Origin of the sequence: Bacillus sp. ISL-47, from assembly GCF_018613175.1 — a bacterium.
In the GTDB taxonomy this organism is placed as follows: domain Bacteria; phylum Bacillota; class Bacilli; order Bacillales; family Cytobacillaceae; genus Cytobacillus.
In genome coordinates, this window is the sequence record NZ_JAGGQS010000002.1 from 19351 (window position 1) to 32913 (window position 13563).

General features: G+C 40.4%; 11 protein-coding genes. 2 read left to right on the forward strand and 9 right to left on the reverse strand.

The annotated features are described in order from the left end of the window. Positions 1-52 precede the first annotated feature (52 nt). The 8 genes from J7I93_RS00805 to J7I93_RS00840 all read right to left on the reverse strand — a co-directional run bounded on the left by J7I93_RS00805 (position 53) and on the right by J7I93_RS00840 (position 10221). Complete coding sequence (locus tag J7I93_RS00805; protein ID WP_214722541.1) at positions 53-1729, reverse strand: thiamine pyrophosphate-dependent enzyme; 1677 nt, start codon at positions 1727-1729, stop codon at positions 53-55. Then, positions 1726-2649, reverse strand: a complete 924-nt coding sequence (locus J7I93_RS00810) for a dihydrodipicolinate synthase family protein (protein ID WP_214722542.1) — start codon at positions 2647-2649, stop codon at positions 1726-1728. Before J7I93_RS00810 ends, J7I93_RS00805 begins: the two co-directional genes overlap by 4 nt. Before the next feature lie 19 nt (positions 2650-2668). Then, on the reverse strand, positions 2669-3454 hold the full coding sequence (locus J7I93_RS00815; protein ID WP_214722543.1) for an HpcH/HpaI aldolase family protein: 786 nt from the start codon (positions 3452-3454) through the stop codon (positions 2669-2671). A 277-nt stretch (positions 3455-3731) separates the two neighbouring features. Continuing rightward, complete coding sequence (locus tag J7I93_RS00820) at positions 3732-4712, reverse strand: hydroxyacid dehydrogenase (RefSeq protein WP_214722544.1); 981 nt, start codon at positions 4710-4712, stop codon at positions 3732-3734. Further along, positions 4699-6729, reverse strand: a complete 2031-nt coding sequence (locus tag J7I93_RS00825) for a TRAP transporter permease (RefSeq protein ID WP_214722545.1) — start codon at positions 6727-6729, stop codon at positions 4699-4701. The genes J7I93_RS00820 and J7I93_RS00825 overlap by 14 nt, the downstream gene beginning before the upstream one ends. Positions 6730-6808: 79 nt before the next feature. Further along, positions 6809-7822 (reverse strand): TAXI family TRAP transporter solute-binding subunit, encoded by a 1014-nt coding sequence (locus J7I93_RS00830; protein ID WP_214722546.1) that lies wholly within the window; start codon positions 7820-7822, stop codon positions 6809-6811. A 501-nt stretch (positions 7823-8323) separates the two neighbouring features. Next, complete coding sequence (locus J7I93_RS00835; protein ID WP_214722547.1) at positions 8324-9037, reverse strand: GntR family transcriptional regulator; 714 nt, start codon at positions 9035-9037, stop codon at positions 8324-8326. Between the two features lie 125 nt (positions 9038-9162). After that, positions 9163-10221, reverse strand: coding sequence for an Ldh family oxidoreductase (locus J7I93_RS00840; protein WP_214722548.1), 1059 nt, complete (start codon positions 10219-10221; stop codon positions 9163-9165). 355 nt (positions 10222-10576) lie between these two features. Between J7I93_RS00840 and J7I93_RS00845 the strand changes: the two genes are divergently transcribed. Both J7I93_RS00845 and J7I93_RS00850 read left to right on the forward strand, forming a co-directional pair. Then, on the forward strand, positions 10577-11083 hold the full coding sequence (locus J7I93_RS00845) for a hypothetical protein (protein WP_353050246.1): 507 nt from the start codon (positions 10577-10579) through the stop codon (positions 11081-11083). A 242-nt stretch (positions 11084-11325) separates the two neighbouring features. Beyond that, positions 11326-12345: a DUF3231 family protein gene (locus J7I93_RS00850; protein WP_214722550.1), complete on the forward strand. Its 1020-nt coding sequence runs from the start codon at positions 11326-11328 to the stop codon at positions 12343-12345. A gap of 119 nt (positions 12346-12464) precedes the next feature. Here J7I93_RS00850 and J7I93_RS00855 read toward each other — a convergent pair whose 3' ends face one another. Then, positions 12465-13562 (reverse strand): GerAB/ArcD/ProY family transporter, encoded by a 1098-nt coding sequence (locus J7I93_RS00855; RefSeq protein ID WP_214722551.1) that lies wholly within the window; start codon positions 13560-13562, stop codon positions 12465-12467. Position 13563 lies beyond the last annotated feature (1 nt).

The window sequence follows — 13563 nt, forward strand, 5'->3', positions numbered from 1 at the left end:
AAAAAGCATCCTAAGGGATGCAAAATATGAGTTATTTGTGCCTGAAAGAGTTTTACAAAAGATTAGCCGACAGGCCCCTTAACTCCTCAATCGTCTTTGTAACCGAAATTTGCTGAGGGTCCGTTAACACCTCAATTAAAAAAGGACTATTTGCAGAAAGAGCTCTTTGTAAAGCCGGGACAAAATCTTTATTCCTTTCAACCGTTACACCCTGCCCGCCCATCACTCTCATTAATTCTGCAAAATCCGGATTGGTTAAATTTGTTCCTATAACTCGTTTAGGATATCTTCCTTCCTGATGCATCCGGATTGTACCGTACATATTATTATTAACCACGATTAAAATCACGGGAATATTGTATTGCACACATGTTTCCAGCTCTTGTACTGTCATCATGGTCCCGCCATCACCAGAAATGGCAATAACCGGCCGGTCAGGATGTGCAAGCTTAGCCCCTATTGCTGCAGGAAGGCCATAACCCATAGCTCCAGATGTTGGCCCTATATAGGTTCCTTCTTTATTAAATGAGAAGTACCTGGATACCCATCCAAAAAAATTGCCCGCATCACTTGTAAGAATGGTATCCTCAGCAAGTTCATTTCTTAAGTCGTTCATTACGCCTTCTAAATCAACAAAGTCCTCTCTGTTAATTGGCTTCGGGGTTGAAAAATCAACATAGCATCTCCTGGCATTTGCCGCATAGTTTTGGTCTATTAAGCCGCTTTCAAAATGATTCTTAACGGCACTTAAAAGATCGTCCAAAAAGCTCTTCACATCACTTACAATTCCGAGAGCAGGCTGGTAAACTTTATTCAGCTCACCCTCTGAAATATCAACATGAATCAGTTTTGTATCACGGTTAATTAATGTATAATCCTGCGTTGTCACTTGGGAAAAACGGGTTCCTAATGCCAGAATCACATCAGCATTTTGGATTAAGTCTTTTAAGTATTTCGGAATGCCAAAGCCTAATGATCCTGCATACAGGGAGTGATTATTTGGAAAAGCATCAAACCTCCGGAACGCAGTGACTACAGGAATCTTTAATGTTTCAGCCACCTTAATAAGCTCAGGAGTGCATTTTGTATGGGTTACTCCGCCTCCAGCGAGAATCACCGGCCGCTTTGCCTTTTCCAGCAATGCCTTTGTCTCTTCAATAGCCTCGGCTGATGGACGTGGTTTTGTCTTAACAGAGAATGAATTAAATACCATTTCTGCTGTTTGATCCAAAATATCAACAGGAAGGGAAATTACGACTGGGCCCGGCCTGCCTGATCTTGCAATGTGAAAGGCACGATGAACAAGCTCAGGCACTCTTGATGGTTCCCTTAATTCAGCAGTCCACTTCACGATATGTTTAAAGTACTCTGCCAAATTAACTTCCTGAAATCCTTCTCTTCCTATAAAATTGCTTTCCACTTGGCCAATAAATGCAACAAGGGGAGTCGAATCCTGATAAGCTGTATGCAGCCCTATTGATAGATTTGTCGCACCTGGGCCACGGGTTGCCAAACATACCCCTACTTTTCCAGTTGCTTTTGCATACCCTTCAGCCATGAAGGCTACGCCGCCCTCTTGTCTGCCGCTTATGAGTGAGATTTCCGGATAATCATACATCGCATCCATTACACTTAGATAACTTTCCCCAGGGACACAGAAAGCTTTCTCTACACCTTCTCTGGACATAACCTCTACAATGGCTTTAGCAGCTGTCATCGTTTCTATCATAATGTTTGCCCCACATTGAAAAGACTCCAGCTTTTTAGTATCTCTGTGACTGCTTTTCTGTCTCCTTCATTTAGTGGGTCGACAGGCTCCCTTGTTACACCGGCATTTAACCCGATCATTTCCATGGCCTCTTTGATAACGACAACGTTATTCCCGTTGTTATATTTAGCTCTTAAATCTTCAAAACCAACAGAGTCTTCCCAAGCTTTCCAAACTGTTCTTGAATCTCCTTCGCGAAGCCCCCTTAACATGGCAAAAGATAAATCCGGATTGATATTCACAATACCGGATGTAAAGCCTTGGGCACCTGCATTCCAGAAAAATGGAGCCCATTTTTCTGCAGTTCCGCAAATCCATGCTAAATGGTGCTCATCCGGAACCTCACTAACGACCTTTCTAAAGCGGGGCAGATCATTAATCGCATATTTAACTCCGATGAATTTTTCCAATGGAGCCAATTCCTTAATGACATCATCACTTAAGTTAGGGTCTTTAAAATAAATAATGGAGGGAATATCTAATGCCTCAATGATTCTCTTAAAATATGAAATTGCACCTCTCGTTGTTACATATGGCTGAATGGGCTGATGGATCATGACACAATCAGCACCTGCTTCCTGTGCATCTCTTCCCAATTCAATCGCTGTTTCAGCTGAATAGCCGACTCCTGCCACGACGGTGGCCTTACCATTAACCAATTCTATTACTCTTCTTGTTTCTTTTTTTGCTTCTTCCAAGGTTAACGTGTAGAATTCACCTGTATTTCCATTCGGTACGATTACTTCCGTTCCATTCTTCAATAGAAATTGAATATTTTCTTCTAATGCATCCCAGTTAATGTCCTTTGTATCATCATAAAAAGGGGTAATATTAATGGCGCAAATGGTTTCCAATTTTCTTGCTAACTCTTTAAAATTCATATTTTTTCTCTCCTGTCCTTTAATTTTTTACAGTCGTTTCTTTAGCACCTTTAATATAATCTGAAAAAGATTGATTAAGCAGAGAAGTTACAGTTAGGCAAACATAGTCTGCTCCCCATTCCTTTCTGCTTCTTGCCCCTCTGCTGTCCTTGGTATGAATGCCTACTTTTACTCCGTGATTTTGTGCAGTAACCTGGATGGAGTCAATCGCTTTCAGCACTTCCGGATGATCAATGCTTCCTTCATAGCCAAGAGAAACAGATAAATCTGTTGGGCCTATATAAGCCATATCAATTCCAGGAACACTTAAAATGTCATCTAAGTTATTTAATGCTTCCTTGCTTTCAATATGAATACACACGAGTGACTGTTCGTTTGCATGTTTTAGATAATCAGCAACCGGAACAGTCCCATACCGTGCCGCTCTCATTGAAAAAGCGGCTCCTCTTTTGCCGGCCGGCGGATATTTTACAGCATTCACAACCTGCTGCGCTTCTTCTTTTGAATTTACTTGCGGTACATGAACACCATGAGCACCGCGGTCCATTACTTTTAGAATTTCAGCCGGGTCGCTATTTACAACTCTGACAATAGGAGTAACCCCGGCCAGCTCTGCAGCAATCACCATATGTTCAATGTTTTCTGCAGAAAGCATTCCATGCTCGTTATCAATAACCACTACATCAAAGCCATTATATCCAGCGATTTCAACCAGCTGTGTAGAAGGAATGCCGATAAATACACCAAATGCGGTGTCCGGGCTTGAAATCCCATTTAACTTCGCTTTTAATTGATTCCTAAACATTTAATCATCTCTCCCTTTTTTGCCTTTATAAATAGGCTTTGTTTAAAGCTAATTGTTGTTTTAGCACCCTGTTGATTGGAGCGGAAGGTGCGAGCTCCTCGTAAATGCTATCGCATTTCCTTCGTGCGGTGTTTACTCAGGGATGTTTAGTCAAAGTCCTACGGGAGAAGCGTGTCAGCGGGAGACCCCGCAGGTGCGAATGCACCGAGGAGGCTCCCGGACCGCCCGCGGAAAGTGAGTGCCTGCAGCGGAAATCAACAGGCAAAATTAATAGAGCCTATAAATTCATCTCTTTTGTAAACAGATGTTTATTAACACAATTTCGCGGATGTTCTCCACTTAGAACATTTATAATTTCCTTTGCTGCACCGGATGCCATCGCCTCAAGTGAATCTTTTGTATGGGCAGCCATATGCGGTGTCACAATGATATTTTCCAATTCCCATAAAAAATGATCCTTTTTTGGTGGCTCTTCTTCAAACACATCCAGGCCTGCCCCTGAAATTCTTGCATTTTTAATGGCATCATACAGAGCTTTTTCGTCTACCAGCCCGCCTCTTGCACAATTAATCAGAAAAGCACTGGATTTCATTTTATTTAACTCTTTTTCCCCGATAAAATGGTGGAGATCTGAACTATAAGGAAGATGCAGAGAAACAAAATCCGATTCACTTAATAGGAGATCAATGGAGCTGACAAACTCCACATAATCAAACTCTTCTTCATTCTTAAAATAGGGATCGTAAGCCATAACGTTCATATCCAAGCCTAATCCGCATTTTTTAGCTGTTAATTGACCGATGCTGCCAAAACCGATTAAACCCAATGTCTTGCCTTTCAGCTCTGATCCAATGTACAAATCCCGAACGCCAAATTGATTCATTCTTAATGCTTTGTCAGCCTTCAGAATCTGATGAGCTAAAGAAATCATCATTCCAACCACTTGTTCAGCTACTGAGTTTGAATTTGACTGCGGAACATTACAAACATATATCCCTCTTTGAGCGGCAGCTTGAATGTCGACATTATCGTATCCTACCCCTGAGCGGGCAATCACTTTTAGCTTTTTTGCTTTCTCTATTAATCCCCGGGGAATATTTCTGGTTCTAACAAGCATTCCATCACATTCAGCTGCTAATTCTTCCAGTGTTTCATCCTCCAGGTTTTCTGGGATCACAACTTCAAAGCCGGCTTCCTTTAACATTTTATATCCTATTTCCGGAATATTCTGAACAACTAAGACTTTAAATGGCCTCATCTTTAAACCTCTTTCCTTTAATGGCTGGTTTTAGAACCCTGGTTCTTCTCCATTGCATAAAGACAACGATTAATAGAAGTGATATACCAATAACATCAGTAACTGGACCTGCTTTAATGAGGGTCAGTGAACTGGCAAGCAACATGAGTCTTTCGATGGCATTTGTACGATCGAGCAAATAACCCACAACTGCTGTTCCTAAAGCAAACACACCTATAAGTGCTGTTGCCAATGCAAGTCCCGCCGCTAAATAGTCATTTGTCTGCAAAAGCAAAACTGGAGAATAGACAAAGATAAACGGAACGATAAATCCTGTAATCCCCAATCTAAATCCAGTCCAGCCCACTTTTGAAGGACTTTCTCCGGAAAGGCCTGCAGCGGCATATGAAGCTAATGCAACAGGAGGTGTAATCGCAGACAAACAGGCAAAATAAAGAACAAAGAAATGGGCAACAATCGGTTCAACACCCAGCTGAGTTAAGGCTGGTGCTGCAACAGTGGCTCCTACGATATAACAGGCAGCGGTAGGAAGGCCCATGCCCAAAATGATGCATGTTATCATTGTTAAGAGCAATGTAAGTAATAATTGGCCTCCTGAAAAGACTAAAATGAGATTTGCCAGTTTTAATCCAATTCCGGTTAATGAAACAACGCCAATAATAAAACCTACAACCGCAGTCGCGATTGAAACGGTAATGGCTCCTTTTGCTCCCTGCTCCAGCGTTCTCAGTAATGTTTTGAAATCCATTCGTGTTGATTTCCGCAAAAAGCTGACTGCGTAAGTTGCTATGATAGAAAAGAACGCTGAATAGATGGGCGTATAACCCGCCAATAACATATAGAGAAGCAGGGCAATCGGCAGCAGCAAGTGAGCTCTTTCTAAGAATACCTTCTTTATGTCAGGCAGCTGATCTTTTGGAATACCGGATAATCCAGTTTTCAAAGCTTCGTAATGGACCATCACCCATAAAGAAACATAATAAAGGAGGGCCGGAATAATCGCAGCAATGATGATATCTTTGTATGGAACTCCTAAAAATTCAGCCATAATAAAAGCGGCAGTACCCATGATTGGCGGAGTAAACTGTCCGCCTGTTGAGGCAGTTGCCTCAATGCCTCCAGCAAACCTTCTTGAATACCCTACCTTCCTCATTAAAGGAATCGTGAATACCCCTGTTGATGCCACATTTGCGACTGCACTTCCATTAATCATCCCTAATGCCCCACTGGTAATAATGGAAACCTTTGCCGGACCGCCTACTTTATGTCCTGCCCCAGCCATCGCAGCATTTGTAAAAAAGCCTGACAATCCAGTTCCATTCAGAAAAGCTCCAAATAAAATAAAGAGGAAAATATAGGCCGCTGATGTTCCGAGTGCAATTCCAAATATTCCTTCACTGCCTATGTACATATGCTCAATCAAGGTAGTTAGGTCATAGCCGCGATGTGTCATATCCCCCGGTAAATACGGTCCAAGGTAAGCATATCCGAGGAAAAGCAATGCTAATATCGGCAATTCGATGCCGATAGAGCGTCGGGTAGCTTCCAAGACAACAACCATGGTAATAAAGCCCATAATTAAATCCATTGTTGTAGTGGACATGCCTCTTATAGCAATGGTGTCGAACATGACGACTAAATAGCCTGTTGAAATGGCTGCAATAATCGCAAAGAGATAATCAAAGATGGTTGGCTTTTCCTGGCTGGATTTCTTTCTTCCGGGATACAGCAAAAAGATGAGAACTAAGGCAAAAGCTAAATGAAGGGCTCGGTGTTTTGTTGAAACCATTGGTACGCCTGCCGTAAACAAATGAAAAGCGGACATCGCTACTGCAATGGAAGCAACTAGTAAACCTGCTTTCCCCTTGATATTTCGGTATCTTGTTTCAACATCGTATTTTTTCGCTATTTCGTCAGCATTTATTTTTTCATCCAATTCTGTAGGGACCTCTTTCACATCAGTACCCTTATCTTTAGAATTCTCGTTTTCCCGCTCATTCTTTGGCTCTTTTTTCATATGGATCACCTCTTTCAATCAAGTCTTTACGGAGCAGAAAGATTCTGCCCCGCTTAGCAACCGATACCCTTACAGCCAATTAATCTACTTCAATTCCTTTTTCCTTATAGAATTTAATAGCTCCATCATGGAGAGGGATGGTTTTTCCGTCCACAGCATTTTCTAATTTAATATTTTCAGCTACATTATGAGTATCTATTAAAAAGTCCACGTTATCATATAACGTTGTCAGCAGTTCATAAACAAAGTCTTCCGAAAGGTCGGCACTTCCATGCAGCCAGTTGGCAACTGCAAAAGTTTCAATTGGCTCCGGCTGATTCGGATAAGTATCTGCTGGAATGGTGAAAGGATAATACGCTGCGTTGACCTCTTCCGCAAGTGTTTTAACCGTTTCTTCTTTAATGGGAATAATTTCATATTCCCCTGTGCTTAGAATGTCAAGCATATTGGAACTGCCTAACGCTGCAATCATATTTGCCCCGGCAGCCTGCCGATTTCTCAGTAATTCTACTGCTTGGGCTTCGCTGACATATTCAGGAGTAATATCGTCGTACTTCAGCCCCGCTGCTTTTACAAGATCCTGGCTGTTAAGCTCTGTCGCACTGCCGGCAGCTCCCACAGCTATTTTTTTCCCTTCAATATCTTTGATTTCAGCAATTCCTGCATCTTTTCGTACTACAAATTGCATAACATTCGGATAAAAATAAGTGAGCTGGCGGATTTTCTCCAATTTTTTTCCTTCAAATTGTCCAGTGCCATTAAATGCTTCCTGAGCTACACCAGCCTGTGCAATCCCCAGCTCTGCCTTCCCCTTATCAATGTTTTCAAGAATGACAGGGCTTCCTGGAGTTGATTGGGCATTTGTATCAATTTCAGGAAATTCATTCCCAAGGAGCTGTGCTATTGCATTTGCCATGAGGAAATAGGTCCCTCCGCTAGTTGCACCTGCAACTGTTAAGAATTTAGGATAATCCTTTGACTTGGAATCGCTTTCATTATTACCCTCACCCTTTGTGCTTTCTGCACCGCATGCAGATAAAATCATCGCTAACCCAAGAACTAAACTGATCAAAATGCCTTTATATTTCCTCATTAATTCCACCCTCTCAATAAATTAGTTAGACGATTGCTTAATGAATCACCTAAATACAGATCATATTTTCTCTAATGAAATGCGTTTTTGTTCCCTTGCAAAAGCGACGGCAACCCGAATATTGCTTTACAGTAGTACTATGCTGATCCTTTTTTATAGTATTGCTCTGTTAAATTAGCCTGTTGATTTCCGTTCCAGGGACTCAGCGAACCGCGGGCGGTCCGGAAGCCTCCTCGGCGCATTCGCGCCTGCGGGGTCTCCCTTTGACTCGCTCTCCCGCAGGACTTTGACTAAACATCCCTGAGTAAACAACGCACGAAGGAAATGCGATAGCATTTACGAGGAGCTCGCGCCTTCCACTCCAATCAACAGGGTGCCAAGATCAATATTTTCTTTACACAGCCTATTTTATTAAAAGAATCATATCCCTAATATTTTGGAGAGATAGAAAGATTGCTAGCTTTCTTGAAAGACATTTAAACATACAAGAAATCTTTTTCATTAACCGCCCCCTTGGATAAGATTTTCTGAAGAAGAAACCCCTTTATTAAGTACATCTACTGCAGTTCTCATAATATGATCTTTCATCAATTTTTCAGAAAGGTCAGGATTTCTGCTTTTTATTGCTTGAAAGATCTGATTATGTTCATTAAAGCCTTCAATCACTTCCATATTGTGCTTCAAAGCTCTCTTTCTAAAGGCATTGTCAAAAGCGATTACATTATTCAGCGTTTGAAACATAATAGGATTCTTGGCTGCTTCCCTAATAATTAAATGGAACTTTAAATTGGCAGCAACAAGCTGTTCATAGTCCTTTGCTTCCGAGAGGTTTTTCATAATAAGAATCTGTTTTTCCAGTAATTCCAATTCCTTGGCTGAAATCTTAATAGCTGCAAGCTTCGCAGCCAGGCCTTCGAGCACCGCTTTTACCATCATAAATTCTTCAATGGAGGTATCAACAAGCTGGGATACATACGTTCCTTTACGCGGGATTGTTTCGACTAAACCATCATGGGATAAAACCCTTAAAGCCTCTTTGATCGGTGTAGTGCTTATTCCCAAAAGATCGGATAACTCTCTTTCAATTAATTGATCACCTGGCTTGTAGTGGCCGATAAAAATAGCTTCTCTTAAAAACTCTATAACCACATCCCTTAAAGACTTAATACTTTTTGTTTTTGTCGTAGCTTCTGTCAAAATTTCATTTATGTCCATATTGTCAGCCTCTTTTCCTACTAAGGATTTAGATGTGTTAGTCATCTGATATCTGATATATCACAAAACCCCAAAAAATTTTTGCCTTTCTTCGCTATATAAAATCTGAGAAGAAGGTTTACTCTTTAAACAGTTGTGCTGTCTGTCATAAACTCTTCAATAGCAAGCCCGTGATCTTCCCCTAACTTTTTAAGCTCGGAATAAACAGCCTCACTAATGTTCAAGCCTTCTGATTGTGCAGCTTCTTTCTTTAATTGTTCAATATCCCCTGGCATGAAAACCCTTTCAAATCCTTGGGCAGGAGGACTTTCAATTGTCTGTCTGATTCTTTCATCCATTCTTTCCTTAAAGGTTTCCAATTCTATAAAATGACTAATATTTATGACGATAAATAAATGTCCCAGCTGCTGAGGCGAATCACCATCATACATTAATGGAATGTCTTCACCAAATAATGCACCAGTCATAACCCCTGACATAATATCAACCATCATGCCAAGTCCTGAACCTTTTGCACCAAACGGAAGCAGAAATCCTTTAAGAGCCTCTTCCGCATTCGTTGTATCATTTCCGTCTTCAGTAATTGCCCATCCTTGAGGAATCGTTTGTTTGTTTTTAGCAGCTAAAGTAATTTTGCCCCTGGCAACGGTGCTAGTTGCCATATCAAGCACAACTGGATGCTGATTTGTCGGTACGGCGATACATACAGGATTCGTTCCCAATGTTGGTTTTTTTGAACCCCACGCTACCATTAAAGGAGACGCATTGGTTGTGACAAACCCTAAACACCCTTCTTCTGCCGCCATCTTGGCAAAGTAAGCTGCAGTGCCAAAATGATTCGAATTTCTAACGGCTGTGACAGCACATCCATATTTTTTAGCTTTTTCTATCGCCTTTTCCATTGCTACTTTTCCTGCGAATTGCCCCCACCCATTGTTTGCATCGTATAATGCCGTAGACGGGGCGTCCCGAACTAAACTTAAATTTGTTTTATTTTCAATTAAGCCCTTTCTTAGCCGGGTTATGTAATCTGATAGTCTCGTAACTCCATGTGAGTCGACACCGATCTCATTTGCCTCGACCAGACTCTCAGCGATGATCTCAGCCTCTTCCTCAGGCAAACCTTCCTGAATTAAGATCCTTTTGCAATACAATTTTAAATTTTCAACTTGTATTTTATACAATTCCTATCAACTCCCTTTATAGTATTTATGCTATTGATATCTGATATATCACAGACTATACATTAAATTCATAATTTACACAATAGTCTGAATAAAATTTATTTTAATTTAGTCATATTTTCCCAAGTTTATATTCAACATTGAATAGCTGTTCCTCTTTATTCCATAAATGAGATACATTCAATTCCTCCAGCCCGCCCCATAGTATGGTGCGCTGATCTTCCTGGAGGGTAAATCAAACTCTCTTCACTACTTGTTTAAAAAGCAAAGTTTACGAAAACAGCCTAATAAAAAGCATTACCCCCGGTATTTAATCATACCTATATGATGGGGTTTCCTATATATATTAAAAGGAGTGTTTTTATTGAATCCTTATTATTATCCATATTACCCATATCGAGTAAATAACTGGGGACAAATTTTGAATGTTTTGCGGCAAAGTTTATATGCCGAAGAAATGGTATGTTCGATGAGTTCTGAACTTTTCCATATACCCGAAACCAAAGATTTAAAAGGGAATGCCGAGATGCATGATCATCTTGTTCCAGCCTCCTATCACCGCGTTACTGCGGTAGGGTGCGCACAAAGACTCGTGAATGGAGAGCAGCGTCAATCCATCATAGACACCATGGCTGCTTGTATTATAAATGCCGAAAATCAAGATCGAAAAGTACGGGAAGGTTTAATAACGATGGAGGAAAATTCACCGCCTGAATATAAAGCGTTTATGAATTTGATTATTAAATGGCAGGACCAGGCAGAAAATTATTTAGCACAAGCAAAAGATTCTTTGCGGACGATGGGTGTTGCCTTTCCTTCTGCAGGAAGCGGACAGCAGGATGGGGGATACAATCTGTATTGATGGGCTTGACTATAAACACAGAAATAACCCCAACAGACTTCGAGTCATCGTTGAAGGAAGCGAGAATGTAGTTATGATCAAACGAGTGCAATACGTTGCACTCGTTTTATTTTATTTAACCTTACAACATTATCTCTGCACTATTAACCAAAGTCGCTCTAAATATCTGTATATTCCCTCATAAGTACCACAAAATAATGGCAATATAAAGAAGAATCGTTCATAATTTGGGGGTTTATGTATTGGGTATTTTTGAGAAAAAGAAAGAAACCTTAAATGCAGCGGATATATCCGCTCTATGGCTGCAGTACATGGGCGATAGTATGGCCATATGTGTTTATAAATATTTTATTAAAATCGTTGAAGAAAAAAAGATAAAATCGATTTTAGAATACTCTTTGCGCTTGTCAGAGAGCCATATCGCTAAAATTAAAGAGTTTTTTATAAGTGCTGATTTCCAAGTTCCAAAAGGCTTTACAGAAGATGATGTAAACCTTGATGCCCCGCGTCTTTTTTCTGATGAATTTTTACTTTTTTATTCCAAAATTATGACGATACATGGGGTAACTGCTTATAGCTTAGCAATGACCACCGCGGAACGGCAAGATGTCCAAAATTATTTTTATGAATGTTTAGTAACCTCAAAAGATTTATTCCAAAGAATTATGGAGCTGGCTAGAAGACAGGCGAAATTTACAAGTTTACCTACCATTCCTTCTCCAAAAGGGATAGAATTTACAGAAACTACAGGCATACTTGCCAATTTGGCTGGAGAGAAAAGACCGCTTAATATTGCTGAAATCACGAACATTTTCTTTAATTCAAAGAAGACTGGCTTAGTTAGATCACTAAGTTTAGCTTTCAGTCAGGTGGCTGATCTGGAGGAAGTCCGTAAATTCATGTCTAAGAATGCCAAATTAGCTGGGAAAGATGCCGAAAGCTTTGACGCACTATTGCGGGAAGATCATCTTTCAATCCCAGAGAAATGGGATGCTGACATCACGGATTCAACTGTAAGTCCATTTTCGGATAAATTGATGATGTTTCACGCAGCATTATTAGTAAATGCCGCTCTTTCTTATTATGGTGCTGCTTTAGGTTCCAGTCTAAGATCGGATATCACTTTAAATTATCAGAAAGTATCGCTTCATGCGATGCAAGCTGGTGGTCTTTGTTATAAAATACTGGTTAAACACGGATGGATGGAAAAACTCCCGGAAGCGGTGGATAGAAAATCCCTGGTGCAGCGTCCAGGAAAATAAGCGTTAGAATTCCCTATCATATATGACTTCGTCGACTTAAAATTTTTACGTAAAATCCTCACTGCATCACGATCAATTACAATAAAAAAATGCTCCAAGCATTAGCTTCGAGCATTTTTTTAAGTTGCCTTACTCCGTTTATGCCTTCTCCTTATTTCAGCAATCATCCAGGTAAAGACAGGAATAAAGAAGGAAATCAAAACAGTTAAAGGATAATACTTAGATATATAAACCGAAATAAAATGGTTATAATTCTTAATCCCGAAAACTGTGAAAAACACAACCAATGCAACAGCAGTAACGTGTATCCCCCATTTACCTCTTCCTTTGAACCATAGCTCAAGACCTTTTCCAATCGATCTGTGCAGGACAGAAATCCGGATGATTCCGCCAAATACAATCACGGCAATTCCGTATATATCAAACCGTTCCACAAACCCGAATGAAACCAGCCTTACGATACTTTGTGCGGGATATTCAAGTGTTTTAACAAACTGCTCTCCAAAAACAGCCAAAGTGCCAGTGACTGTTCCTAAAAACATAATCGCAATAAGGAGGACTAAAATGCTGTTTGTAAACAATAGGGATTGTGATCTTTCATATTGCCTTCTCAACTGGACCATTAACAGCAAGGTCATTTCCCCATATAGGCCAACAGTTAAAATAATGGCGTCAAAGAGAGAAAAAAAACCCTTTTCAAAAATAGGCAGCAAATTTTTAAAATCCTTTTCTCCCAATGTGGTTATGGCTATCGCAAAACCTGTAATGACAATGAATGGCAAGAGGGCTTCGCTGATTCTTGTAACATTTTCAATTCCTACAAATAAGGCATAAAAAACAATCAGGTAAAAAACTGTACCGATTACCCACCTCGGTGTCTCTGGCAGAAAAATCACTTGCACAAAGTCAACGATTCCATAAAAGGTAATGATAATTAAATATAAAAAGTAAACAGCTAAAGGCAAGATCATTAACTTTCCGGCCATCTTGCCAAAGGTTTGCCGAAGCATCCCACCAAATGTGGAATCAGGATAAATCGTATGCAGCCTGAAAATAATAAAACCCAGAAAAAATCCAAGAGGCATTGCGAGGATGATGGCTACCCATGCCTCATGTCCAGCCATGGAAAAGATCGTCGGCAACAAAAGAAAGTGGCCAGTAACAGGCATGATCATGGACAAAAGGAAGACGGATTGCCGGTAAGAAACAACTTCCACA

Excerpts from the sequence above, each read along its gene's own strand:
- J7I93_RS00805 (WP_214722541.1), bottom strand. The coding sequence starts at position 1,729 with ATGATAGAAACGATGACAGCTGCTAAAGCCATTGTAGAGGTTATGTCC.
- J7I93_RS00810 (WP_214722542.1), bottom strand. The coding sequence starts at position 2,649 with ATGAATTTTAAAGAGTTAGCAAGAAAATTGGAAACCATTTGCGCCATT.
- J7I93_RS00815 (WP_214722543.1), bottom strand. The coding sequence starts at position 3,454 with ATGTTTAGGAATCAATTAAAAGCGAAGTTAAATGGGATTTCAAGCCCG.
- J7I93_RS00820 (WP_214722544.1), bottom strand. The coding sequence starts at position 4,712 with ATGAGGCCATTTAAAGTCTTAGTTGTTCAGAATATTCCGGAAATAGGA.
- J7I93_RS00825 (WP_214722545.1), bottom strand. The coding sequence starts at position 6,729 with ATGAAAAAAGAGCCAAAGAATGAGCGGGAAAACGAGAATTCTAAAGAT.
- J7I93_RS00830 (WP_214722546.1), bottom strand. The coding sequence starts at position 7,822 with ATGAGGAAATATAAAGGCATTTTGATCAGTTTAGTTCTTGGGTTAGCG.
- J7I93_RS00835 (WP_214722547.1), bottom strand. The coding sequence starts at position 9,037 with ATGGACATAAATGAAATTTTGACAGAAGCTACGACAAAAACAAAAAGT.